This is a genomic window from Mesorhizobium sp. AR10 (assembly GCF_024746795.1).
Lineage (GTDB): Bacteria > Pseudomonadota > Alphaproteobacteria > Rhizobiales > Rhizobiaceae > Mesorhizobium.
This window is the reverse complement of record NZ_CP080524.1, coordinates 4,310,156-4,333,189: the sequence shown is the minus strand read 5'-3', so window position 1 is coordinate 4,333,189 and position 23,034 is coordinate 4,310,156. Positions and strand designations below refer to the sequence as shown.

Sequence of the window (23,034 nt, the reverse complement as noted above, 5' to 3'; positions counted from 1 at the left end):
CGACAAGGGTTGTCGGCAAATCGACAGGTCGGACCCGTCAGGCTAAACAGGACGCCATGTTGACCATCGGCAAACGCGACGCAAGCGGCACGGCCGCCAAGGAGGCCAACCACGAGCCCCGCGTCGCGGTCGGCGAGGAGGGCGGCGTTCTCGGCTGTGCTTTCTCCGGCATCTGGACGACGCGGACCGTTGCCCTGGTCGACGCCGAGATGCGCAAGATCGAAAAGCGAAACGGTTTCAAGACCTTGGCGCTCGATCTTTCCAACATTGAAAAGATGGATACCGCCGGCGCCTGGCTGATCGACCGCCTGGTCAGCGCCTTCGAAAAGCAGGGCATCGCGGTAACAATGCAGGGGCAAAGCGAGATTGCCTCGATCCTGCTCGGTGCCGTCGGCGACGCCGTGCGGCGCGAGCCCGAATCGGATGGCACGCGGCCGCCCAACATCATCATTCGTGCCCTGGAATTGGTCGGTCGGCGTGTCTATGAGATGCGCGACGATTTCCTTTCATCGATGAACATCCTTGGCGCCACGATCCGCGGCGCGCAGGAGAAGCTCGGCCGCGGCCATGCCGTCAATCCGGCGGCGATCTTCAATCAGATCGATCGCATGGGCGTCGGGGCCATACCGGTGGTCGTGCTGATGTCGGCCATCGTCGGCGCCATCGTCGCCCAGCAAGGCGCCTATCAGCTGAGCTATTTCGGCGCCGATATCTTCGTCGTCGATCTCGTCGGCGTGCTGATCCTTCGCGAACTCGGCGTGCTAATGACGGCGATCATGATCGCCGGCCGCTCCGGCAGTGCGATCACCGCCGAAATCGGCTCGATGAAAATGCGCGAGGAAGTCGATGCGCTGAAGGTCATCGGGCTCAATCCGATCGGCGTGCTGGTCTTTCCGCGGCTGGTGGCGCTGGTGATCGCCTTGCCTTGCCTGACGATCATCGCCAATTTTGCAGCACTGGGCGGCGGCATCGCGGCCGCGTGGCTCTACTCCGACATCGCGCCGGCCGCCTTCATCGACCGGCTGCGCGTCGCCATCGATCTCAGCACCATTTTTGCCGGCCTGATCAAGGCGCCGTTCATGGCCATGATCATCGGCACCATCGCCTCGGTCGAAGGCATGAAGGTTGGCGGCAGCGCCGAATCGCTCGGGCAACATGTGACCGCTTCGGTGGTGAAGTCGATCTTCGTCGTCATCATCCTCGATGGGCTTTTCGCCATCTTCTACGCAGCGATTGAGTTCTGACATGGCGATGCGGGACGGCCCAAAGGCGATCACGGTTGCTGCCGACGAAAGCGAGATCGTGCTTTCCGCGCACGACATCACCGTGTCCTTTGGTGACAAGGTCATTCTCGACAAACTGTCGCTCGACATCAGGCGCGGCGAGATTCTCGGCTTTGTCGGCGCCTCCGGTGCCGGCAAGTCCGTGCTTTTGCGCACCATCCTTGGCCTCACGCGCAAGCAGTCGGGAACGATCAAGCTGTTCGGCGTCGATGTCGAGAAGGCGAGCGACATCGAGCGCCTTCGCATCGACATGCGTCTCGGCGTTCTCTTCCAGCATGGCGCGCTGTTTTCGGCGCTGACGGTTCTGGAGAACGTGCAAGTGCCGATGCGCGAATATCTCGACCTGCCGAAAAAGCTGATGGACGAACTGGCGATGCTCAAGGTCGAACTGGTCGGGCTACCGCCGGACGCGGCGCAGAAATTTCCCTCCGAGCTTTCCGGCGGCATGATCAAGCGCGCAGCACTGGCGCGCGCCTTGGCGCTCGATCCGGACATCGTGTTCCTCGACGAGCCGACATCGGGCCTTGATCCGATCAGCGCAGCGGAATTCGACGAACTGGTCGTCAAGCTGCGCGACACGATGGATCTGACCGTCTACATGGTCACGCACGATCTGGACACGCTGTTCACGGCCTGTGACCGGGTAGCGGTGCTCGGCAACAAGAAAATCCTGGTCGAGGGCACGATCGACGACATGCTGAAGAGCGAAGAGCCGTGGGTAAAATCCTATTTCCGCGGAAAACGCGCACGGCAACTTGATCTTGCCGCGCGCGCATAGCCATAAGTGAGGCAATGGAAACCAGAGCCAACTACGTCATTGTCGGCATTTTCACGTTGGCCGCGATCCTGGCGGCCTTCGCTTTCGTCTACTGGACGGCGGCGATCGGCGACAAGGGCGAGACGGCGGTGCTGCGCGTGCGCATCCCGGGCTCGGCGTCCGGCCTCGGCCGTGGCAGTTTCGTGCTGTTCAACGGGGTCAAGGTTGGTGACGTCAGGCGCGTCTATATCGACGTCGACAATCCGACTGTCGCCATTGCCGACACCGAAATCGACCGGATGACGCCGATCACCAAGTCGACGCAGGCCGATATCGGGCTTGCCGGCCTCACCGGCCAGGCCAATATCGAGCTCAAGGGCGCCGATCCCAAGGAGGTCAAGCTCCTCGACCAGGCCGAGAAAGAAGGCCGCGTTGCCGAGATCGTCGCCAACCCGTCGGCGGTCACCAATCTCTTGCAGACGGCGCAGGATATCTTCACCCGCGCCGACAAGGTGCTTTCCGACCTCGAAGGCTTCACCAAGGATGTGCGCGGACCGCTGACCCAGACCGTCAAGAACGTGCAGACCTTCTCCGATGCGCTGGCCAAGAATTCCGACGGCATCGACAAATTCCTCGCCAGTGTCAGTTCGCTGGCGGACGAATTGAAAGGCGTTTCGGGCAAGCTCGATGGTACGCTGAAGGCCGCGGAAGGCTTGCTCAACGCCGTCGACAAGGATCAGATCAAGAGCATCGTCGCCAACGTCGATACGGTGACCGCGAACCTGAAGGAAACCTCGAAGCAGTTCGACGCCGTGATCAAGAATGTCGACACGGCGGTGGGGTCGGTCAATGATTTTGCCAAACAGACGCAAGGCACACTGGCCAAGGTCGATGGCGTTCTCGACGGCATCGATCCGGCGCAGGTTCGCACTGCGCTGGCCAACATCCAGAAAGCCAGCGAAAACGCCGACCAGGCCGCGGCAGACATCGCCAAGGTAACCGGCAAGTTTGCCGATCGGGCCGACGATATCGACGAGACGATCAAGGATGCCAAGCAACTGGCGCAGCGCCTCAACGACGCCTCGGTGCGCGTCGACGGCATCCTTGCCAGGGTCGATACATTGTTGGGCTCGGGTCAGGCCGACGGTGTGATGGCCGATGCCAGGAATACGCTGAAGTCGTTCAAGCAGGTCGCCGACACGCTGAACGCCCGCCTCGGCGTCATCACTGACAATCTGGCGCGGTTCTCTGGTCAGGGCCTTTCGAATGTCGAAGCGCTGGTTCAGGACAGCCGTCGTTCGATCAGCCGCATCGAGGAGGCGGTGACCGACCTCAGCCGCAATCCGCAGCGGATCCTGTCCGGCGGCGACGGCGAGGTTCGGCAATATGACGGCAGGGTGCGGCGTTGACTTCGGCCTCCGCCCGCCCCAAGAACATAAGTCGCAATTGCGGGTTGATCTTACGATCCGGGGACAACGGGGATCACACGTGAAGTCAATCGGGATTAAAACGGGCGGGTTTAGATCGCGCGGGCTCAAAGCTTGTGTGACATTGCTTGCGGTGACGCTTGCCGGTTGTGCGGCGCTGCCGGGCGGCGGGCCGGCTCCTCTGGATACGTTCGAACTTTCGGCGCCGTCGATCGATGCGCGGGGCCACAGCCGTCGCCAGATCCTGATTGCCCAGCCGTCGGCGCTCAAGGCGCTGGACAGCCAGAACATCGTCATCAAGCCCTCCGATCGGTCGATTCAGTACCTCAAGGGCGCCCAATGGGCCGACCGGCTGCCGCTGATCGTGCAGGCGCGGCTGGCCGAGACATTCCAGCGTTCGGGCAGCTTCTCCGGCGTCGGCAAGCCGGGCGAGGGGCTGGCGATCGACTATCAGGTGATCGTCGAGATACGTTCCTTCGAAGTCCGGGTCGACGGCGGTGAACACGCCGAGGTCGACCTGTTCGTGCGGATACTGAACGACCGCAACGGCGAGGTCCGCGCTTCGAAGAGTTTCACCGCGAGCGCGCCGGTTTCGGGCAGCGGCAATCCGGCGTATGTCGATGCGCTCAACAGCACGTTCGGCGATGCGGCCAAACAAATTGTCCGCTGGACCGATTCGGTGATCTGAGACCAATTGCCCATGAAATGAAAAAAAGGCGGGCCTTGGCCCGCCTTTTTGTTTCGCCTGTTGCCTGCTCAGTGCAGGCGGCCGCTGGCATGGGCGAGCATCGTGTAGACCTTGCCGGTGTCCGACGTCAGGTAGGTCTGCGCCATGATGTTGTCGCGGTCGTTGCGCGACACGTCCTTGAGCAGCTTCTCGAAATCATCGCAGTAGCGATCGACGGCGGCGCGGAACTCCGCCTCGGACTGGTACTTGCGGCGGATTTCGTCAAATGTCTGCTGGCCCTTCAACGTGTAGAGGCGCCGCGTGAACACGTCGCGCTCGCCGCGCCGGTAGCGGTTCCACAGCTCGATCGAGGCATCGTGATCGATGGCCCGCGCAATATCGACGGAGAGCGAGTTGAGCGACTCCACGACGTGAAGCGGCGAGCGCTGGGCGGGAGTCGAGCGCGATGCTTCCGCAGGCGTTGCCGGCATGGCGTCATCCTCGCGCGATGCTCCGGTCAGGAGATCGCGCACCCAGCCGCCCTGCGGCGTGCGGGCGTTTGGATCGCGCTGGCGGGAGGCCGCGTCAACCGGGCGTTCGAGGTCGAGCGTGCCGCGCAATGCGGTCTCGCCCAACGGTGCCTGGGGCGCACGACGCTCCGGCTGCTGCGGCGCCGGGGGACGGCGCTGCGGCTCGGCGGGGCGCTGAACAGGCGCTTGCGGCGCAGGCCGCAGGTTGCGTTGCTCCGAAACGTCTCCGTTCCGGCCCGATTTCGCAACGATATCCGACAGTTCCTTGAGCGCGTTGATCTGCTCGGAAACGGCACGGCGGATGGCGGAGGTCGATTCCTTGGCCTCTTCCGGCATCTCGATGACGCCCTTCTTGAGTTCGGCGCGGGTGAGGTCGAGCTCGCTCTTGATCGAGCCGGCCGTGCGCCGAATCTCCTCGGTGGCGTCGGCGAAGCGCTTGGTAGCCGAATCGACGACCTCGGAAATGGCGGTACGAATCTTTTCCGCCGATTCCATTGTTCTGCCTTCGGCGTTCTGCATCGTCTGGCCGACCAGGCTCTCGAAGGAACGCATGACCTTTTCGAGGTCCTCCGACTTCTTGACCAGGCCGACGGCGAGGTCCTCCAGCGACGACTGCCGCTCAAGCGTATGTTCGAGGTTGGCCTGGGCCGAGCTCAACAGGTCCGAAGCGCTCGACAGCAACCGGCTGTGCTCATCGAACTTGGTGGCGATCGAGGCGACCTCGCGCAACGTCGAAGACGACAATTCGGTAAGCCGTGTCGTGTTCGAATCGACCAGGCGCGCCGAACTGGCGAAGGTCTGCGCGGCTTTTTCCGTCGTTGCCGCAAAGCTTTGCGTGCTGCCGCTCAGACGTTCGTCGACATGGCTCAGATTGACTGCCGCCTGCTCGATGAGCTCACCGAGCTGCGAACTGGACGTGGACATGCGGCCGATGAGATCGGCGACACTGTCGGCGAGCGACGAGCGCGCGCCTTCGACGGCCGACAGCGTTTCGGCTGTTCGACTGGCGAGCGCGTTGACGAGGGCGGCGTTTTCGCTGCGCAGCTTCTCGGTCGCGCGCTCGGTGACTTCTTCCATGCTCTTTTGCAGTTCCGAGCCACCCTGGGCAAAACGTTCGACCAGCGGCCGCGCCGTTTCGTCGAGGAGTTTCGCCAATTCGGCCGAGCGTGACGCGAGCATGGTGTTGAGTTCGCGGGTGTTGGTGCCGATGGTCTTGGCTGCGTCGTTGGTACTCTGGCCGATATGCTGGCCGACCGCGGTGAAGGTTTCCGCAATCACATTGGCGCGCGAAACGAGCTGAGCCTCGGCACTCGATACTTGCTCGTTGAGCCTCTGACCCAATGTCTCGGTGGTGTAGGCGAGGCGGTTTTCGACGCCGGCGATCTGTTCCTCGACACGGGCAGCCGCCGCTGCAGCGCTCGTGACAAGGCGTTCGTCGGCGATGGCAAGCGCCTGCTCCATCTCACGGGCGTGGACTGCAAGCTCCTGACCGGTCTGGCGGGCGCGTTCGGCAACCCTTTGCTCGGTGCTTGCGAAGGCCCCGATGATATTGTCGGTATGCTCTCCGATCGTGGTGCTGCTGTCGGCGATGCGCGACACCAGGCGCTGGTCGGCATCGTCGAAGATGCGGGTGATCTCGGATGCACGCGACGAAAGCGCTTCCGAACCTTCGGCGATACGCGAGATCAGATGCTGGTCGGCGGCATCGAAGATGCGGCCGAGGTCCGAGGCTCGGGCCGCCAGCGCTTCGGCGGACTCGCCGATACGCATGCTCAGCCGTTCGTCCGCACCTTCGAAGTTGCGCAGGATGTCGCCGGCGCGTGCGGCCAGCGACTGGGCTGTCTCGACCGCACGGGCAACCAGCTTCTGGTCCGCCACATCGAATGTGCCGGCAATCTCGCTGGCACGAGCGGCCAGTTGATCGGCCGTCGCCTCGGCGCGGGCGAGCAACGAGTTGGACGCGTCGTCGGCGCGGGCGATGAGCGCGCTCGACGTGTCTTCGGCGCGCGCCGCGAGGCGGCGATCGGCCTCCTCGAAGGTACGGGCAATGTCCTCGGCCCTGGCGAGCAGGGCGGACGAGGTCTGTTCTGCGCGTTCGGCGATCTTGCGGTCGGCATCGCTGAACGCCAGACCCGCCTGCTCATGTAGTGCGCTGCTGACTTCCATGACCTTCTCGCGCAGCGCGCCGGCGACGAAGACGGCACTTTTCTCGAGCACGCTGCGGACGTTGTCGACACCCACCGACAGCGCGCGCTCCATGGTTCCGGCACGCTCCTCGATGATGCCGGTCTGCCTGCTGAATGCCTGCTCGATCTTCTCGACATCGGCAGCGATTGCCGCCGAGATGTCGGTGCTTCTGGCGGCGATCTGGTCGATATGGCCGGAGAGGGACCGGTCGACGTCCTGGCGCGTATCGGCCAGCTTGACGAGATCGTCTTCCAGCGCCCGGGTCAGCATGTCGCGGCCTTCGGCCAGCTTGCCGACATGCCCGGCGATGATGTCGTCGACCTCGCTGCGGCTTGCCGCAAGCTTCTGCAGGTCTGCTTCCAGCGCCCGCCTGAGGATGTCGCGGCCTTCGGCCAGCTTCTCGACCTGGCCGGCAACCAGTCCGTCGATGCTCGACCGGCCTTCCGCCAGCTTGGCAAGGTCGTCTTCGAGTGCCCTGGACAGTGTCGAGCGGTCCTGCGCGAGCCGTTCGGTGTGGCCCTGGACGAGGCCGTTGACGCTGACGAGATCGGCTTCCAGCGCACGCGCGAACTCTGTGCGATTTTCGGTCAGCTTCTGCGACTGGTCAGCGATGGTGCCCTGGATCATGCCCAGGTCGGCTTCCAGCGCCCGCCGGAGAATATCCCGGCCTTCGGCCAGCTTCTCGACCTGGCCTGCGACCAGTCCATCAATGCTTGAGCGGCTTTCCGCCAATTTGGCGAGATCGTCCTCGAGCGCCTTCGACAGCGTCGAGCGGTCCTGAACGAGCCTGTTCATGTGATCGGAAACGACACCATTCACATTCTGCAGGTCAGCTTCCAGCGCCCGTGAGAGCTGATTGCGATCCTCAGCCAGTTTTTCGGACTGGCCGGCGATTACGCCCTTGATCGTGTTGAGATCGGCTTCTAGCGCGCGCTTGAGGATGTCACGGCCTTCAGCCAGCTTCTCTACCTGGCCGGCAACCAGCCCGTCGATGCTCGACCGGCCTTCGGCCAGCTTGGCGAGGTCGGCCTCGAGCGTCTGCGCCAGCAGGTTGCGATCGTCGGCGAGCCTGGTCGAATGACCTTCGATCAGGTTCCTTATGCCAGATAGATCTCCTTCGAGCGAACGGCTGAGCTCGCTCCTGTCTTCGGCCAGTTTCGCCGAATGGTTCTCGATCAGGCTCTTGATACCGACAATGTCGGTTTCCAGAGCCTTGGCCAGAATGTTGCGGCCTTCGGCGATCTTTTCGACCTGGCCGGCGACCAGTCCGTCGACACTGGCACGGGTCTCGGCGAGCTTGCCGAGATCGGCCTCCAGGGCGCGTGAAAGAATGTTGCGGCCTTCGGCGAGTTTGCCGACATGCCCAGCAACCATTTCATCAATAATCGTACGGGTTTGGACAAGTTTTCCGGAGTCTTCATTCAGGGCATAGGCAAGCCTGTTGCGGCCGTCTTCAAGCCGCTCGAGATGGCTGCCGAGAGAAGCGTCGATCGCGGCGCGCGACTCATTGACCTTGCGCAGATCCTCTTCGAGCGCGCGCGAGATCAGACTGCGGCCTTCGGCAAGTTTCTGAACCTGGTTGGTCACGGCGGCATCGATGCCTGCGCGACCTTCCTCGAATTTCTCCAGGTCGGCCTGCATTGCCGCCGTCATGCGCTCACGGCTTTCGGAAAGCTTGCGGCTATGGTTTTCGACGGCGTCCTCGATGCCGGCGCGGGCGTCGGCAAGACGCTGGATGTCGCTGTCGAAGGAACGGGATACGACATGACGTGCAGCTTCCATGCGCCCGGCGAAATCGCCGGCGCGCGCTTCGAGCATGGACGATGTCGACGAAACGATGTCGGCCATGTCGGCGCCGATCTGGGTCTTGCCCTGATCGATCATCGCCGACAGCGTGTCCTTGCTCTCTGCAAAGGTGTGCGCGATCTCCCGCGCGCGCTCGACCAGCGTCTCGTTGATCTGGCGTGCACGGGCTTCGAGAGCCGCATTGAGTTTCTGCGTGCCGGTGTCAAGCGCTTCGGCGCGGGTCTGGAATTCGCTGATCAGCGCCTGGCCGCGCTCGGCCAGCGTCCGTTCGATGCCGTTGAGGCTGGCTTCGAATTCTGAATTGAGCGTGCGCGCGGCGCCGCCGAGCAGCGACACCATGCCGGTGGTGCGGTCGTCGAGCAGGTCGGTCAGCGACCGGGTCAGACCGTCGGTGGTGTCCGTCAGCTTGGCGATGCGCGTATCGAGAAGGCTGGCGAAGGCTTCGCCTGAGGTCGACAGCCGGTCGGTGATCGAATCGAGCCGGCCCTCCACCGAATCGAAGATCGACATCGAGCTTTCGTTGATCCGGTCGATCAGCGTGTCGCCGGAATTGGTGATCGTCATCGACAATTTGGTCGAGGCGTTGAGGATGCTGTCGCGAATGATGTCGCTGGCAGCACCGATTTCGTCCTTCAGCGTCTCGTGAGCGCCGGTGATCGACGCGCGCACCCGCTCGGCATGGGTGACGACCGCTTCGCGCTCGCTGCCGAGACCGTCGACCAGCGAACGGATACGGGATTCGTTCTCCGAATAGGAGCGTTCGATCTGGTTGACCTCGCTGTGGACCAGCGTTTCGAGCTCGACGGCACGCGCAAGCGTACGTTCGATGCCTTCACCCATGGCTGCCACCTCGCGGCGAACAGCCTGTCCGACCATCATGACGCGATCCTGAGCAAGGCTTTCCGGCTCGGCCAGGCGGAAGGCCACTTCCGTCATCGATTGGGCGGCGATGCGCATTTCCTGCGCGCGCCGGATCATCGCCGCGAAGGCCCAGAACAGGATGACCGGTACGATCGCGGCGACCGCCAGCCCGATCAATTCGGGGCGAGCCAGGAACTGGTCAAACGTACGGATTTTCCAGATGCTCGGCCCGAACAGCAGATTGGCCAGACCGCCTGCGCCCGCAATCCAGGCCAGCGAAACGAACGCCACGACCCAGTAGATCGTGTTGGAGGCGCGCCGATTGAGGCTGTGCAGGAGAGTCTTGTAGTCTTTTTGACGATCGTCGTTGGCTGGCGCGAAACCAGCCGGCTGCGAGCTGTTGCGTGTTTCCACAGGACGCAGCTCGGCAGGCTTGGCCTTGGCTGCGGGTTCTGCGCTCTGGCTCTGGTTGGCTGCTGGGGCTGGTCCCTGGCTGCGGCCTTCGCGCGCCAGTTCGTCCGCGGCTTGGGATATCTGCGCTTCCAGATCTTCCATCGACGCCGCGATATCGAGGTCGCCGGTGCCATCTCCACTCAGATCCAGATCAAGTGCCTTTTCGAGTTCCCTGGCTACGTCGCTGTCGAGATTTCTTGTCGTCGTTGGTTTCTTCGCCATGCCTTCGCTACCCTGTACTAGCTGCCGTGGGACTTATGATTTTGGTTGTCTTATCCCACGCAGGAGGCTGAAAATGGACCCCTCGTATCGTAATGACACACTGGGGTAAAGAAAACCTGCATTCCGCGAGATACGTAAAACTTTAAATATAAGGTTAACAAAAACGTGATTCCGCTGCCGCTGCGGCAACATTTTTCCAAGCCAGTCATTAACCGGTTGGCTACGGGAATCGCCTAGGTTTTTCGAGCGATCGAAGGTTTGGGCGATCGAGAAAAGGAGTTGTAAATTGATGCGCGGCGAAAGTGGCATTGCCTTTTCAATGCCCGGCGGCGATGTGTCGGGAACGGGCCGATCGCGGCCGGTGGATCTGGCCCATCTTGCACGTCAGACGTTGGGTGACCGGGGCCTCGAGCAGGAGGTGCTGGCGCTGTTCGTGCAGCATGCGCTTTCCGTCCGCGACAAGATAGTCGATGCCGATGTGAGGGAACGGTTGCTTCTGGCGCATGGGCTCAAGGGCTCGGCGCGCGGGGTTGGCGCCTTCGCCATAGCCGACTGCGCCACCGCGATCGAGCATCAGCCCGAAGACGCCCGCGCCCTCAAGCGTCTTGGTGTCCTGATCGAAGAAGTGCGCGAATTCATCGCCGCCATCCATCGCTAGAGCATGGTCCCGAAAAGTGGGAACCGGTTTTCGGAGAAGATCACGCCCATACAAAAAGATAGAGCCCCATCCCGATTCCATCGGGATGGAACAGCTCAAGCGCTGCTTTTCCGAAAAAACGTCACCGAGAGGCGCTTTCGCGCCGCAGTTGACTTGTCTGCCGGAGTGATTATCTCGGCTGGGACTCCCTTCAGGTGACAAATGACCAAGCTGACCTTCATTGCCCATGACGGCACTCATTTCGACGTGGATGCCGAAAACGGCTCGACCGTCATGGAAAACGCAATCCGCCATGCGGTGCCGGGGATTGAGGCTGAATGCGGCGGCGCCTGCGCCTGCGCGACCTGCCATGTCTATGTCGACGAGGCATGGACGGCTGAGGTCGGCGAGCCGGAAGCGATGGAAGAGGACATGCTGGACTTCGCCTACGAGGTCCAGCCGAATTCGCGGCTGTCCTGCCAGATCAAGGTACGCGACGCGCTTGACGGGCTGGTCGTCCGCGTCCCCGCCCGCCAGGGCTAAGCTCGGCTTTTTTCCGGCAGCCGCTTGGCAGCGGGCCTATGGTCATGCAGTGTCGCGCCATTCCGCATGAAGGCGCATGGCATGACCGATATCATCAAGACGGACGTACTGATTGTCGGGGCAGGGCCCGTCGGCCTGTTCGCCGTGTTCGAACTCGGCCTCTTCGACATGAAGTGCCATCTGATCGACATCCTCGACCGTCCTGGCGGGCAATGCGCCGAACTCTATCCGGAAAAGCCGATCTACGACATTCCGGGCTGGCCCTCGATTTCAGCCCAGGGTCTGGTCGACAAGTTGCTTGAGCAGATCGCTCCGTTCAAACCCGAATTCAGCTACAACCGCATGGTTTCGAGCCTCGAAAAGCTGGAGGACGGCAGCTTTCGCGTCACCACCGACGAGAACGAGGTGTTCGAGACCAAGGTGGTGGTGATCGCCGCCGGCGGCGGATCGTTCCAGCCGAAACGACCGCCGATCCCGGGCATCGAGCCCTATGAGGGTAAAAGCGTGTTCTATTCAGTCCGTCGCATGGAGGAATTCCGCGGCCACGACCTCGTCATCGTCGGCGGCGGCGATTCAGCGCTCGACTGGACACTGAACCTGCAGCCGGTGGCCAAGAGCGTGACGCTGGTCCACCGGCGGCCGGAATTCCGTGCCGCGCCCGACAGCGTCAACAAGATGTATGCCATGCAGGAGATGAAGGAACTGGACTTTCAGGTCGGGCAGGTGACCGGACTGACGGGCGCCGACGGCCAGCTCGCCTCAGCGATCATCAAGGGACCCGACGGTGACGTCGAGGTGCCTTGCACGCGCATGCTGCCGTTCTTCGGCCTGACCATGAAGCTCGGGCCGATCGCCGAATGGGGGCTTAACCTCCACGAAAACCTGATTCCGGTCGATACGGAGAAATTCCAGACCTCGGTGCCCGGCATCTTCGCCGTCGGTGACATCAACTGGTATCCCGGCAAGCTCAAGCTGATCCTGTCGGGCTTCCATGAGGTTGCATTGATGGCGCAGGCAGCCAAGCGCATCATCAGCCCCGGCGAGCGCATCGTGTTCCAGTACACGACCTCGTCGACCAGCCTGCAAAAGAAGCTCGGCGTCGCCGGCTGAAGGCGGGCTTTACTCAACCAGGACGGGCGCCGCATCCTCGCTGTGGCCGCGAAGTTGTTTCTCCGGCATCAGAGCGAGCGTGACAAATGCGAGCAGCAATATCGCGGCGGCAACCAGGAAGATCATCATGAATGGCACTGCCGATATGATCTGTCCGGCGGCCGGCGTGCCTTCGCCGGCAAGCGGCAGCCCGTAGCCGAGGGCGATGGCGCCGAGCATGGCGACGCCGAGCGCGCTGCCAAGCGAGCGCAGGAACGTCAGCACCCCGGTGGCGACGCCAAGATGGACGCGATCGACGGCGTTCTGCACCGATACGGTGGCAACCGGAAAGGTCGTTCCGCTGCCCAGGCCTATGCAGATGGTCAGGACTTCGACCAGCAATAGCGAAGCGTGCCCGGCGACAAGAGCGAGCAGGCCGAGGCTTACGATGGCGAACAGTACGCCGACCATCGCGATCCGCTTGTAATGGGTGAAGCGCGGTACCATGCGTCCGCTGAATGTCGCGCCGGCCACTGTGCCGAGCAGCAGCCCCAGCATGGCGATGCCCGAGTCGCTGACCGAGAGACCGACGATCGCTTGCAGGTAGACCGGCAGGTAGACCGCCAGACCTATGTTGGCGGCCTGCAGCAGGAACATCGAAAGCGTGCCGGCAAGAACGATCGGATTGCCGAGCACTTCGAGCGAGATGAGCGGTTCGGCTGCACGCATCAACCGCAGCGCAAATACAGCCCAGAAGACCGCCGAACAGGCAACCAGCCCAAGGATTTCGCGCGACATCCAGGGATAGGTGCTGCCACCCCAGTTAAGCGCCAGCAGCAAGAGCGCCGTCGCCACGACCAGAAGCACTGCGCCGAGACCGTCGATGCGATGATGCTTTGCCGCGATCGGCAGCTTCTTCAGCGGCTTGTTGATGATCGCCATGGCCGCAAGGCCGAGCGGAATGTTGATCCAAAAAATCAGCGACCAGTGCAGGTGCTCGGCAAAAGTGCCGCCGAGCAGCGGCCCGGCGATGCTGGCGACAGCCCATGTGCCGGCGATCCAGGCGGCGTAGCGCGCCCGCTCGCGGGGCGGAACGAGGTCGCCGATGACGGTCTGCGCCAGGGCAAACAGTCCGCCGCCACCGGCGCCCTGGATGGCACGGCCGATGACCAGCACCAGCATATTGGGCGCCATCGCGCTGACCAGCGATCCCAGGAGAAAGATCAGGATCGCCGCATAGACGGTCGGCCGCCGGCCGTAGACGTCGGAAATCTTGCCGTAGAGCGGCGCCATCGCGGTTGCGGTCAGGAGATAGCCGGTCACAATCCACGGAAGATAATCAGCGTGGCCGAGCAAGCGCCCAATCGTCGGCATGGCCGGCGCGACGATGGTCTGGTCAAGTGCCGCCAGCAGCATCGACAACAGCACGCCGCCGATGATGGCGTTCTTTTCGCTCTCCGTTAGCGGAGGCGCCGCTATCGGCACTATCGCTATTTCGCTGACTGGCTTGTCCATCGATCCATTCCGTCCGCCCGCTGGCGACATCATTTCGAGAGGCAGGGCCGGCCGTCTACACGCCAACTGGCGGCTGCAGGCCGGAGACAGGTGCCTCTGAATTCGGCTGTGGACCTCGTTGGGGCGACGGGGCTTCGAATCCCGCCTGGCGGGATCGCCGGACTACCGACCGGCATGCGTTTCCTGAAACAGCGGCGCGGAAATAGCAGACGATCCGGGACGTGTCGAGGCAAGGGGCCGCTCAGTGCCTAAATCGTTACCGCCTGGATCGCTCTAGCCTGTTCCATCCCGATGGAATCGGGATGGGGCTCTATCTTCTTCTTCGAGCATGATCTTTTTCCGAAAACCGGTTCCCACTTTTCGGGATCATGCTTAGCCCGGCAGCCGCCCATTCTCGATGCGCTCGATGCGGTAGCGCAGCAACCGCAGGATTCGGCTTTCGAAATTGACGCTTTCGACGCGATCGAATTGCACTTGGGCCCGGTCGTGCCTGGCCAGGATTGCCGCGGTGATCTCGGCGGCCTTCGCCTTGGCCGCCTGGCAGGTCTTCTGGGGATAGGTCGCCCTCAAGGCGTCCTCGAGGTCGCGGGCATGGTTCTTGGCGATCTCGACATGACGCTCCTCGTGGCGCTTGATGTCGGCGGACAACGTTTCCCAGAACAGCTTCACATCCGCATCGGCCTTGCGCGGACGGCGCCACTCGGGAAGGATCACCTTGACCTTGACGGTGACGATGGCGTCGGCGATCCGGCAGGTATCCGATTGTTCCGCGTAGCTGATACGGGTGGTGAACGCCATTTGGGTGGCGCCCGGATGCCTCGTCCCGGTGCTTTTCACCTGGGGTCCGTGTTTCGACAGCTGGCTCTCGATATCCTCGAGCGTCCTGCCACCGATGGCGAAATAGCTGTACGTCTTCACCAGACTGGCTGCACCCGCCGGCAAGGCGGTCAAAGCGAGCATCAGTGCGCAAAGCAGGACTCGGTTCATCATGTTGCCTCTTCAGACACCTTGCTTTACGGCCGTTCCCGGCGCAACGGAATTGATCTGCGGCAGATCGCACATGGTTGATGGACAATGACGACAAGGCGATGGCAGCTGGCGCATGGACGCCATCTCGACCTTGGCGGCAAGGCGATCGTCGTCGGCATCCTCAATGTCACGCCGGACAGTTTTTCCGACGGCGGTCTGTTCGTTGGCCCTGAACAGGCATTGGTTCAGGCGCGCCGTATGGCGGAGGAGGGGGCTTCTGTCATCGACGTCGGGGGAGAATCGACACGGCCAGGTGCATCTCCAGTGACCGCCGAGGAAGAGCAGGCCCGCATTTTGCCGGTCATCGAAGCGCTCGCCGGACTTGGCGAAGCCTTGATCTCGGTCGACACCTATCGTGCGGACACCGCCCGGCTTGCCGTCGCCGCCGGCGCGCATATCGTCAATGATGTCTGGGGCTTGCAGCGCGAACAGGGCATTGCCCGCGTCGCGGCCGAGACCGGCGCCGGGCTGGTCATCATGCATACAGGACGGGATCGCGAGAAACTGGCCGACGTCATCGCCGACCAGTTTTTCTTTCTCGGGAAATCCCTGGAGATCGCGCGTCGCAGCGGCGTTGGCGACGACCATATCGTGCTCGATGCAGGCTTCGGCTTTGCCAAGGAGACGGCGGAAGAAAACCTCGACCTGATGGCACGGTTTTCCGAACTCAATGCACTGGGCTTTCCGCTGATGGTCGGGACATCGAGAAAGCGCTTCATCGGTACTGTCACCGGTCGCGATGCCGCGGCCAGGGGCGCCGGAACCGCGGCCACCAGCGTCATCTTGAGGCTCAAAGGCGCACATCTGTTTCGCGTCCACGATGTCGCAATCAACGTGGATGCGCTCGCCCTTGCCGATGCTATGCTGGCGCGTGAAACGGACTGGGCAGGACGCTGAGCGATGTATGTCATCCGCATGAAGAACTGCGCCTTCTTTGCCCGGCATGGCGTGCTGGATGAGGAGGAGACACTCGGCCAGCGTTTTTATGTCGATGCGGCCCTCACCGTCGACCCCGGCCGCGCGCTGGTCGATGATTCCATCGACGACACCGTCAACTACGGCATCGCCTTCGCGGTGATCGAAAAGATCATCACCGGGCATCGGCGCTTTTTGATCGAGGCGCTGGCGTTGGAAGTGGCGCGGGCACTGACGGCGCGGTTCCCGCAGATCAGAAAGGCCGAGATCACCGTGCGCAAGCCGAACGCGCCGGTGCCGGGTGTGCTCGATTATGTCGAGGTGACCGTTGTCTGGCCCGAATAACACGGTCTTTCTCAGCCTTGGTGGCAATCTCGGCGATCCGGCAAAGTCGATGGCTGCGGCGCTGCGCATTCTGGACGCCGACGAGAACACGCGCGTCGTTGCCGTGTCCTCGCTCTACCGCACGCCGCCCTGGGGCAAGCTCGACCAGCCGGATTTTCTCAATGCCGCCGCTGAAATTTCGACGGCACTTGCACCGCGGCCATTGCTCGACCTCTGCCTCGACGCCGAACGCAGACTGAAGCGGGTGCGCGAGGAGCGCTGGGGGCCACGCCTGATCGACATCGACATCCTGGTGTTCGGTGACCGGATCATCCACGAGACAGGGCTGGAGGTGCCGCATCCCAGGATGCTGGAGCGTGCCTTCGTCCTGGCGCCGCTGGCCGAAATCGCGCCGGACCTTGCCGTTGGCGGCAGGAGCGTGTCGGAGCGGCTGGTCGCCGTCGACACCTCAGGCATAGAGCGATTGCCGTCAGGCCGGGACTGGTGGCAGGCCTGACAGCCACACTGCGGCGTTGGATGCTCAGCCGGAAAATCCACCCTCGTCGAGAAAAGTCCTTTCCTCCGGCGTTGTCTCGCGGCCGAGCATCCTGTTTCGATGCGGAAAGCGGCCGAAGCGCTGGATGATGTCGCGGTGCTCGACGGCATATTTCAGATAGGCTTCGGCCTTGGCGGCGGTTAGCTCCATCGATTTGAGCTGGTCGGCGAGAAACTCCGAATGCTCGAACGGCAGATAGAGAAAAAAGCGAAGGTCCTCGTCGAGCAACAGGTCGTGGCCGGCGGCGATCGCTTTTGCGGCAAAATGCCTTGCCAGCGGATCGGTGGCGTACATGTGGGCGGTGCCGCGAAAACAGTTTCGCGGAAACTGGTCGAGCAGGATCATCAGTGCGAGCGAACCTTCGGCATGGTTCGACCAGTCGTCGCATTCGCGCCGCGCGGCGGCGTAGTGCAGGTCGAGAAACCGGTCGCGGAAGTCCGCGTCGAAAGCGTCGTTCTTCTCGAACCACGCATCCTCTCCGGCCTCGCGCCAGAATTTGGTCACGGCGAGCGCGCGTTCATCCAGCCCGGTCATCAGCTTTCCCCTGCAGGTTCGGATTTGTGCAGCACGCCGGCGGTTTCTTCGTTGAGTGCCTGGCCCGGGCGCCGCGGCGGCGCAAGCGGCGTCGGAATGGGTGTGTTGATGTTGCCTTTGAGGAAGCGTCGGCCGGCGCGAACACCCTCGGCCAGCTGCTCCTCGAAACGGGCCGCGTCGCGGCGGCGGACGTCCTCGATCACTTCGGCGACATCCTCCGGGTCGACGCCCAGTGCTTCCAGGGTGGAGCCGCCGAAAACAAGCGCCGATTCGAAGGTTTCGCGCAGCTGGAACTCGACGCCGGCACGAATGAGTTGCAGCGCGGTTCCGCGATCGAAGGCGCGTGCCAGCACCGTCAGCAGCGGAAATTCGGCCTTGATGAGTTCGGCGATACGGACGGCGGCATCGGGCTTGTCTACGCAGATCAGCACCGCACGCGCCCGGCCGGCACCCGCGGCGCGCAGAATATCCAGCCGCGTGCCGTCGCCATAATAGACCTTGAAGCCGAAATCGGCCGCCGCCTGGATCATTTCGACATCATTGTCGATGATCGACACATCGATGCCGCGCAGCAGCAGCGGCTGGCTGGCGATCTGACCAAAACGGCCAAAGCCGATGACCAGAACACTGCCGGTGAGGCCGTCGGCGATGTCGACCCCTTCGAGCGACTGCTCGTCGCGCGGCGTGAGGTATCGCAGTGCTATGATGGCCAGCGGCGTCAGCACCATCGAGATGATGACGATCGCGGTCAGGGTCGCATTGGCCCGGCTGTCGATGATGCCGACCGCCGCAGCGGCTGAATAAAGAACGAAGGCGAATTCGCCGCCTTGCGCCATGAACACGGCGCGCTCGAGCGCTTCCCGATGGCCGGTCTTGAGCAGGCGGGCGACGATGTAGATGCCGATCGCCTTCATCACCATGTAGGCGATGACGTAGATGGCGACCAGCCGCCAGTTCTCAACCACGACATGCAGGTCGAGCGACATGCCGACAGCAAGGAAGAACAGCCCGAGCAGGATGCCGCGGAACGGCTCGATGTCAGCCTCCAGCTGATGGCGAAAGGTCGATTCCGACAACAGCACGCCGGCCAGGAAGGCGCCCATCGCCATCGACAGGCCGGAGAGCTGCATGGCGAGCGCCGATCCAAGCACGACCAGAAGGGCAGCTGCGGTCATCACCTCGCGGGCGCGGGCATCCGCCAGGACGCGGAAGAACGGGTTGAGCAGATAGCGACCGGCCACCACCAGCCCGACGATCGCGGCAAGGCCGATGCCGACCTCCGTCAGCCGTTCAGACAGGCTCGTATCGCCGCCGCCCGGCGCCAGGAATGCGATCAGCGCCAGCAGCGGCACGATCGCCAGATCTTCGAGCAGCAGGACGGAAACGATGCGCTGGCCCTTGGGCGCGGCCATATCGCCGCGTTCTTCCAGAAGCTGCATGACGATCGCTGTCGACGTCAGCACGAAGCCGGCGCCGGCGACGAAGGATTGCGCAATCGGAAAACCGCCCGCCAGTCCGACAACGGTCAGCAAAAGCGCGCAAACGCCGACCTGCAGCGCGCCGAGACCAAAGATTTCCCGGCGCAGGCCCCAAAGCCGTGATGGCTGCATCTCCAGTCCGATGATGAACAGGAACATGACGACGCCGAGTTCGGCGACATGGAGAATGGCTTCTGATTCGGAAAACACGCCGATGCCGAACGGGCCGATGACCACGCCTGCCGCCAGGTAGCCGAGGATGGAGCCCAGCCCCATGCGTTTGAAGATCGGTACGGCGACAACGCCGGCAGCGAGCAGCGCCACCACCTGAATGAGATCGCTGCCCGATACCTCTGCCGCCATGCCTGCCATTCCGCTCTACTGAGACCCCGGCATGTATTGCGGGGGCGAGCGGCCAAGATAGGGGCTTCGACCGGGATCGAACAGCCCGAATCCGGAACGAGGCCCGGCGATGTTGCGGGCGCGTTACACAAGTTTACACAGCGGTTGCGTTGCGTGTTGCCACAATGCAGCGCTAAGGACGCTTGGCTTCGGCCATTGGGGGAAAGCGACGATCAAGTCGCTGCCCTTTTGAGGAGATGACTGACATGAAGAAGTTTTTGCTTGTTGCCGTTGGTATCGCGGCGCTTGCCGGTTCGGCCTGTTCGAAGGCGCCGGAGTGCACCGCTGAAATGCTAACCAAGAAGGCTCAGGATGTGACGACCGCCCTGCAGGAGGCGATCACCAAGGATCCGTCCAAGGCGGCCGATCTCACGGCCAAGGTCCAGGCGGTAACCACCAAGTATTCGGGGGCCACGACGGCGGCTGAGGCCTGCAAGGCCTATGACGACGTGCTCGCCGCCATCAAGGGCTGAGCAAAGCGCTGATCTGGTTGCTTTGAAAGGAGGCGGTGGCCATTGGGCTGCCGCCTCTTTTTGCGTTCAGGGTGGGTTCTCAGTTTGGCGCGATGGAGCCGACTTCGACCGCGTCGATGCGCTTCAGGCTCATGCCGATGACCGGCACCAGTTGCTGTTCGACGCGCACGGCAATCGTCACCGTCATCGAATTGTCGTCGGGGATGCGGGCCTGCATCACCCCGCGCAACTGGTTGCGGTTGATGGTGAAGACGACCTTGCGGGCATCGACCACATTGCCGCCGATGATGTCGAGGCCGGAACCGGCCGCACCGCCCATGAAGCTGCCCTTGTAGCCGCCGCGACCCTTGTATTCGATGGTCGCCGACATTTTCTGGGTGAAGACGCCGACCCGGCAGTCGCCGTCGAGCATCATGCCGAGCTTGCCGCCAGGCGTCGTCCCATTGAAATTACAGGTGAATTTCGTGCCCTTGTACTTGCCGGCGATGATTTCACCCGGGCCGACCCATTGGCCTTCGACCGTGCGAAAGAACTGCTTGTCGGGTTCGGCTCCAGACGCTTTTCCGGCCAGGCCCAAAGGTGCTGCAATCGCGACCGTCAACGGCAGGACGCTGGACAGAATTACGCTTTTCATCGACGACACCCGGCAACAAAGAGACTGTGCTTGAAACTCCTTCGACCATGAACAAGATTGGTTAATGCTTGGTGACCGGGGGCAAGCGTTCACTTGCCGGGAGCCGGTTTTTCACTTTCCTTTTTTGTTGCAAACGATGTCAGCGCCGACAGGAAATCGCCCATGCCGGGTCGCTTTCCAGCGATGAAGGGCAAGGGCCGCGCCGTCTCCATCGCCGCTATGCCGATGCGCGCTGTCATCATGCCGTTGACGACGCCTTCGCCAAGCTTCGCCGAAAGTCGGGCTGCGAGGCCGTGGCCGACGATCTGCTGCACGAAACTGTCGCCGACGGCGATCGAGCCGGTTACCGCCAGATGGGCGAGAACGCTGCGCGCAAGCCGGAAGAATCCCAGCGTGCCGGGCCGGCCGCCATATAGCTCCGACAGCCGGCGAATCAGCCGGCCGGCTTCGAAGACGACATAGGCGACATCGACGATGGCGCGCGGGCTGACCGCCGTCACCAGCGAAACCCGCTTGGCCGCTTCAAGGATCATCACCTTGGCGCGGATATCGAGAGGCCCGAGGATCTCGGTCTCGGCCAGCCGCACCAGATTGCCGCCGTCGATGATCTCGTCGCGCAATTCGGCCAGCGAACGCCTGCCTGCCGCGGTTTCGGGCTTTGCCGCGACAAAAGCCGAAAGCTCGTCCACAACGGCCCGCGCGGCCTTCGGGTCGTCGCGAGCGACGGTATCGAGCGCCCGCCTCTGGAGTTTCTCGACCTCGGCAAGGCGGGCGATCGCCAAAAACTCGCGAAAAAGGATGACCACGAGCGCCAGCAACGCGATAGCGGCCATTCCTGCGGCGAGCCAGCCCAGCCACTCGGCACGCGCGAACAGGTCCCGAATCAGCTGGTCGGTCCACAGGCCGACGGCCAGCGAAGCCAGGACGCCGAATGCGCCGAAGAATATGCTGCCCAGCAGTGACCGCTTTCGCGGCGCAGTGGCGGGCGGCGGTTCGGCGGCGACGATGTCTGGTTCGTCGAAGACGTCGATCTCCGCCGGCACGACGACGGCGACATCGGTCTTTGCGCTACGCGGCTTTCGCGGCGACGGAGCCTCGACTTGCGTGCGATGGCTTGCCGCCTCTTGTTTGGTCGCGGTTTCCGGCTCGATCCGGAATGCCGCCGGTCTGCGGGGCGCGGTCATGCCAGATGATCTCCAATCAGGAACTGCAGGGCACGGTCGAGCCTGATATGCGGCAGCGACAGCGTGACGCCTTCAGCCGTGCGTTCGAGTTTTGGCGGCCGAAAGCGCACGAAGCGGATCGCCGGATCGTCGTTGTTCTGCCGGTGATCTGGTCCAGAGACTTCGAACACGGCATCAATTTTCTCCGGTAAGTCACCGGGAAATATGGCTGTTTCTGTGTTGCCATCAAATTTTTCGCCATTGATCCTTTCACCGCTCAACGGCGTGCCGATGATCACCGGCAGCGTTTCGCGGCCTTGTTTGACCGTGCCTTCCCGGGTCGCGCGCACCGCCGCCAGGGCAACGACATCGACGTCGGCGCCGGTGAAATTCGCCCGCGCGACGGCGCGGTCGGCAAGCCGCCGGACGATCGCTTGCAGCCGGTCGTGGCTTTCGTGATGCAGATGGTCCGCCTTGGTCGCGGCCACCAATATGCGGTCGATGCGCCGTGAAAACAGGTCGGTGAGGAAGCCGCCACGGCCGGGGCGGAAACAGGAAAGGATTTCGGTGACCGCACGCTCCAGGTCGGCCATCGCGCCCGGACCGGCGTTCAAGGCCTGCATGGCGTCGATCAGCACGATCTGGCGGTCGAGACGGGTGATGTGCTCGCGGAAGAACGGCTTTACGACATGCGTCTTGTAGGCCTCGTAGCGCCGTTCCATCATCGCCTGCAGCGATCCTGAACGCGGCCGCCGACCGTTCTGGATTTGCAAGGGCGCGAAGGTCAGCGCCGGCGAGCCTTCGAGGTCGCCGGGCATCAGGAAGCGGCCGGGAGGCAAGGTCGAAAGCGCCCGTTCGTCGAGCTTGCAGGCCTTGAGATAGGCCGCAAAGCTCTCGGCAAGGCGGCGCGCCGTCATCTCGTCGGCATCGGCATTCGGGTCGATTGTGGCGGAAAGCGCCCGCCACGCCTGCGAAAGGTCGGCACGCACCGGCAGCGTCGCCATCTCGAACGCCTCGCGTGAAAAATCGGCGAAGGATTTGCCGAGCAGCGGCAGGTCGAGCAGCCATTCGCCGGGATAGTCGACAATATCGACCGACAATTTGCCGGCCGAAAACATGCGGTTCCAGCCCGAGGCCGATTCGAATTCGATGGTGAGCCGCAGTTCGGAAATGGCCCGCGTCGAATCCGGCCAGACACGGTCGTCGACCAGGGCCGCGATGTGATCCTCGTATTGGAAGCGGGGAACGGCGTCGTCCGGCTGTTCTTCGAGGAAAGCCCGGGCGATGCGTCCCGACCTTTGCGCCTCGAACAGCGGCAGGCGCCCGCCATGGATCAGATTGTGGACAAAGGCCGAGATGAACACCGTCTTGCCCGCGCGGGAAAGTCCGGTAACCCCCAGCCGCAGCGATGGAGAAAAAAGCCCGGCAGCGCGCCCTGACAGCGTGTCCAGGGCAATTCTCGCTTCGTCGGTGAAAGTGGTCAGCGATGATGCCAAAATCTGTTCTCTCGGGCCTCGGTAGGCTCCGATATAGGCTCTGGCAGCCAGGT

The 23,034-nt window shown here is 62.9% G+C and carries 19 protein-coding genes; 11 read left to right on the top strand and 8 right to left on the bottom strand.

Annotated elements, in window-relative coordinates; translation table 11 throughout:
* The first annotated feature begins 56 nt into the window (after window positions 1-56).
* The 4 genes from LHFGNBLO_RS24540 to LHFGNBLO_RS24525 all read left to right on the top strand — a co-directional run bounded on the left by LHFGNBLO_RS24540 (window position 57) and on the right by LHFGNBLO_RS24525 (window position 4,155).
* Window positions 57-1,244 (top strand): ABC transporter permease, encoded by a 1,188-nt coding sequence (locus LHFGNBLO_RS24540; protein ID WP_258601892.1) that lies wholly within the window; start codon window positions 57-59, stop codon window positions 1,242-1,244.
* A 7-nt stretch (window positions 1,245-1,251) separates the two neighbouring features.
* Window positions 1,252-2,061 carry an ABC transporter ATP-binding protein gene (locus tag LHFGNBLO_RS24535; RefSeq protein WP_413774730.1) on the top strand — a complete coding sequence of 270 codons (810 nt, stop codon included), beginning with the start codon at window positions 1,252-1,254 and terminating at the stop codon, window positions 2,059-2,061.
* A gap of 14 nt (window positions 2,062-2,075) precedes the next feature.
* Window positions 2,076-3,449 (top strand): MCE family protein, encoded by a 1,374-nt coding sequence (locus tag LHFGNBLO_RS24530; RefSeq protein WP_258601890.1) that lies wholly within the window; start codon window positions 2,076-2,078, stop codon window positions 3,447-3,449.
* Between the two features lie 94 nt (window positions 3,450-3,543).
* Entirely contained in the window at window positions 3,544-4,155 is a 612-nt protein-coding gene (locus LHFGNBLO_RS24525; protein WP_258609875.1) for an ABC-type transport auxiliary lipoprotein family protein, read from the top strand.
* Between the two features lie 68 nt (window positions 4,156-4,223).
* On the opposite strand, the gene LHFGNBLO_RS24520 is transcribed toward LHFGNBLO_RS24525, so the two are convergent.
* Window positions 4,224-10,193 (bottom strand): kinesin, encoded by a 5,970-nt coding sequence (locus tag LHFGNBLO_RS24520; RefSeq protein ID WP_258601889.1) that lies wholly within the window; start codon window positions 10,191-10,193, stop codon window positions 4,224-4,226.
* 289 nt (window positions 10,194-10,482) lie between these two features.
* Between LHFGNBLO_RS24520 and LHFGNBLO_RS24515 the strand changes: the two genes are divergently transcribed.
* The 3 genes from LHFGNBLO_RS24515 to LHFGNBLO_RS24505 all read left to right on the top strand — a co-directional run bounded on the left by LHFGNBLO_RS24515 (window position 10,483) and on the right by LHFGNBLO_RS24505 (window position 12,483).
* Window positions 10,483-10,851, top strand: coding sequence for an Hpt domain-containing protein (locus LHFGNBLO_RS24515; protein WP_258601888.1), 369 nt, complete (start codon window positions 10,483-10,485; stop codon window positions 10,849-10,851).
* A gap of 201 nt (window positions 10,852-11,052) precedes the next feature.
* Window positions 11,053-11,373, top strand: a complete 321-nt coding sequence (locus tag LHFGNBLO_RS24510; protein ID WP_258601887.1) for a (2Fe-2S)-binding protein — start codon at window positions 11,053-11,055, stop codon at window positions 11,371-11,373.
* An 81-nt stretch (window positions 11,374-11,454) separates the two neighbouring features.
* Window positions 11,455-12,483 (top strand): NAD(P)/FAD-dependent oxidoreductase, encoded by a 1,029-nt coding sequence (locus LHFGNBLO_RS24505; RefSeq protein ID WP_258601886.1) that lies wholly within the window; start codon window positions 11,455-11,457, stop codon window positions 12,481-12,483.
* A gap of 9 nt (window positions 12,484-12,492) precedes the next feature.
* Here LHFGNBLO_RS24505 and LHFGNBLO_RS24500 read toward each other — a convergent pair whose 3' ends face one another.
* Both LHFGNBLO_RS24500 and LHFGNBLO_RS24495 read right to left on the bottom strand, forming a co-directional pair.
* On the bottom strand, window positions 12,493-13,977 hold the full coding sequence (locus LHFGNBLO_RS24500; RefSeq protein WP_258601885.1) for an MDR family MFS transporter: 1,485 nt from the start codon (window positions 13,975-13,977) through the stop codon (window positions 12,493-12,495).
* 372 nt (window positions 13,978-14,349) lie between these two features.
* Window positions 14,350-14,967 (bottom strand): DUF922 domain-containing Zn-dependent protease, encoded by a 618-nt coding sequence (locus tag LHFGNBLO_RS24495; RefSeq protein WP_258601884.1) that lies wholly within the window; start codon window positions 14,965-14,967, stop codon window positions 14,350-14,352.
* Between the two features lie 84 nt (window positions 14,968-15,051).
* Here LHFGNBLO_RS24495 and folP point away from each other — a divergent pair, with 84 nt between their 5' ends.
* From folP to folK, 3 genes are read left to right on the top strand one after another with little or no spacing between them, the layout of a single operon-like run.
* Window positions 15,052-15,903, top strand: coding sequence for a dihydropteroate synthase (folP, locus tag LHFGNBLO_RS24490; RefSeq protein WP_258601883.1), 852 nt, complete (start codon window positions 15,052-15,054; stop codon window positions 15,901-15,903).
* 3 nt (window positions 15,904-15,906) lie between these two features.
* A complete protein-coding gene (folB, locus tag LHFGNBLO_RS24485) occupies window positions 15,907-16,266 on the top strand; it encodes a dihydroneopterin aldolase (protein WP_258601882.1) in 360 nt (119 codons plus the stop codon).
* Entirely contained in the window at window positions 16,250-16,762 is a 513-nt protein-coding gene (gene folK / locus LHFGNBLO_RS24480) for a 2-amino-4-hydroxy-6-hydroxymethyldihydropteridine diphosphokinase (RefSeq protein WP_258601881.1), read from the top strand. Before folB ends, folK begins: the two co-directional genes overlap by 17 nt.
* Before the next feature lie 24 nt (window positions 16,763-16,786).
* Here the strand turns inward: folK and LHFGNBLO_RS24475 are convergent, their stop codons facing one another.
* Both LHFGNBLO_RS24475 and LHFGNBLO_RS24470 read right to left on the bottom strand, forming a co-directional pair.
* Window positions 16,787-17,335, bottom strand: coding sequence for a DUF924 family protein (locus tag LHFGNBLO_RS24475; protein ID WP_258601880.1), 549 nt, complete (start codon window positions 17,333-17,335; stop codon window positions 16,787-16,789).
* Entirely contained in the window at window positions 17,335-19,176 is a 1,842-nt protein-coding gene (locus LHFGNBLO_RS24470; protein ID WP_258601879.1) for a monovalent cation:proton antiporter-2 (CPA2) family protein, read from the bottom strand. The genes LHFGNBLO_RS24475 and LHFGNBLO_RS24470 overlap by 1 nt, the downstream gene beginning before the upstream one ends.
* Window positions 19,177-19,421: 245 nt before the next feature.
* Here LHFGNBLO_RS24470 and LHFGNBLO_RS24465 point away from each other — a divergent pair, with 245 nt between their 5' ends.
* Window positions 19,422-19,688, top strand: coding sequence for a hypothetical protein (locus LHFGNBLO_RS24465; protein WP_258601878.1), 267 nt, complete (start codon window positions 19,422-19,424; stop codon window positions 19,686-19,688).
* A 79-nt stretch (window positions 19,689-19,767) separates the two neighbouring features.
* On the opposite strand, the gene LHFGNBLO_RS24460 is transcribed toward LHFGNBLO_RS24465, so the two are convergent.
* From LHFGNBLO_RS24460 to LHFGNBLO_RS24450, 3 genes are all read right to left on the bottom strand, one after another.
* Window positions 19,768-20,322 (bottom strand): hypothetical protein, encoded by a 555-nt coding sequence (locus LHFGNBLO_RS24460; protein ID WP_258601877.1) that lies wholly within the window; start codon window positions 20,320-20,322, stop codon window positions 19,768-19,770.
* Window positions 20,323-20,411: 89 nt separating this feature from the next.
* Window positions 20,412-21,506: a YcjF family protein gene (locus LHFGNBLO_RS24455; protein ID WP_258601876.1), complete on the bottom strand. Its 1,095-nt coding sequence runs from the start codon at window positions 21,504-21,506 to the stop codon at window positions 20,412-20,414.
* A complete protein-coding gene (locus tag LHFGNBLO_RS24450) occupies window positions 21,503-22,981 on the bottom strand; it encodes a YcjX family protein (RefSeq protein WP_258601875.1) in 1,479 nt (492 codons plus the stop codon). Before LHFGNBLO_RS24450 ends, LHFGNBLO_RS24455 begins: the two co-directional genes overlap by 4 nt.
* Window positions 22,982-23,034: the final 53 nt, after the last annotated feature.

Coding starts and splice junctions, on each gene's coding strand:
- LHFGNBLO_RS24505 (WP_258601886.1), top strand. CDS start 11,455: ATGACCGATATCATCAAGACGGACGTACTGATTGTCGGGGCAGGGCCC.
- folP (WP_258601883.1), top strand. CDS start 15,052: ATGACGACAAGGCGATGGCAGCTGGCGCATGGACGCCATCTCGACCTT.
- LHFGNBLO_RS24500 (WP_258601885.1), bottom strand. CDS start 13,977: ATGGACAAGCCAGTCAGCGAAATAGCGATAGTGCCGATAGCGGCGCCT.
- LHFGNBLO_RS24510 (WP_258601887.1), top strand. CDS start 11,053: ATGACCAAGCTGACCTTCATTGCCCATGACGGCACTCATTTCGACGTG.
- folB (WP_258601882.1), top strand. CDS start 15,907: ATGTATGTCATCCGCATGAAGAACTGCGCCTTCTTTGCCCGGCATGGC.
- LHFGNBLO_RS24475 (WP_258601880.1), bottom strand. CDS start 17,335: ATGACCGGGCTGGATGAACGCGCGCTCGCCGTGACCAAATTCTGGCGC.
- LHFGNBLO_RS24540 (WP_258601892.1), top strand. CDS start 57: ATGTTGACCATCGGCAAACGCGACGCAAGCGGCACGGCCGCCAAGGAG.
- LHFGNBLO_RS24455 (WP_258601876.1), bottom strand. CDS start 21,506: ATGACCGCGCCCCGCAGACCGGCGGCATTCCGGATCGAGCCGGAAACC.
- LHFGNBLO_RS24460 (WP_258601877.1), bottom strand. CDS start 20,322: ATGAAAAGCGTAATTCTGTCCAGCGTCCTGCCGTTGACGGTCGCGATT.
- LHFGNBLO_RS24515 (WP_258601888.1), top strand. CDS start 10,483: ATGCGCGGCGAAAGTGGCATTGCCTTTTCAATGCCCGGCGGCGATGTG.
- LHFGNBLO_RS24535 (WP_413774730.1), top strand. CDS start 1,252: ATGCGGGACGGCCCAAAGGCGATCACGGTTGCTGCCGACGAAAGCGAG.
- LHFGNBLO_RS24495 (WP_258601884.1), bottom strand. CDS start 14,967: ATGATGAACCGAGTCCTGCTTTGCGCACTGATGCTCGCTTTGACCGCC.
- LHFGNBLO_RS24520 (WP_258601889.1), bottom strand. CDS start 10,193: ATGGCGAAGAAACCAACGACGACAAGAAATCTCGACAGCGACGTAGCC.
- LHFGNBLO_RS24470 (WP_258601879.1), bottom strand. CDS start 19,176: ATGGCGGCAGAGGTATCGGGCAGCGATCTCATTCAGGTGGTGGCGCTG.
- LHFGNBLO_RS24465 (WP_258601878.1), top strand. CDS start 19,422: ATGAAGAAGTTTTTGCTTGTTGCCGTTGGTATCGCGGCGCTTGCCGGT.
- LHFGNBLO_RS24530 (WP_258601890.1), top strand. CDS start 2,076: ATGGAAACCAGAGCCAACTACGTCATTGTCGGCATTTTCACGTTGGCC.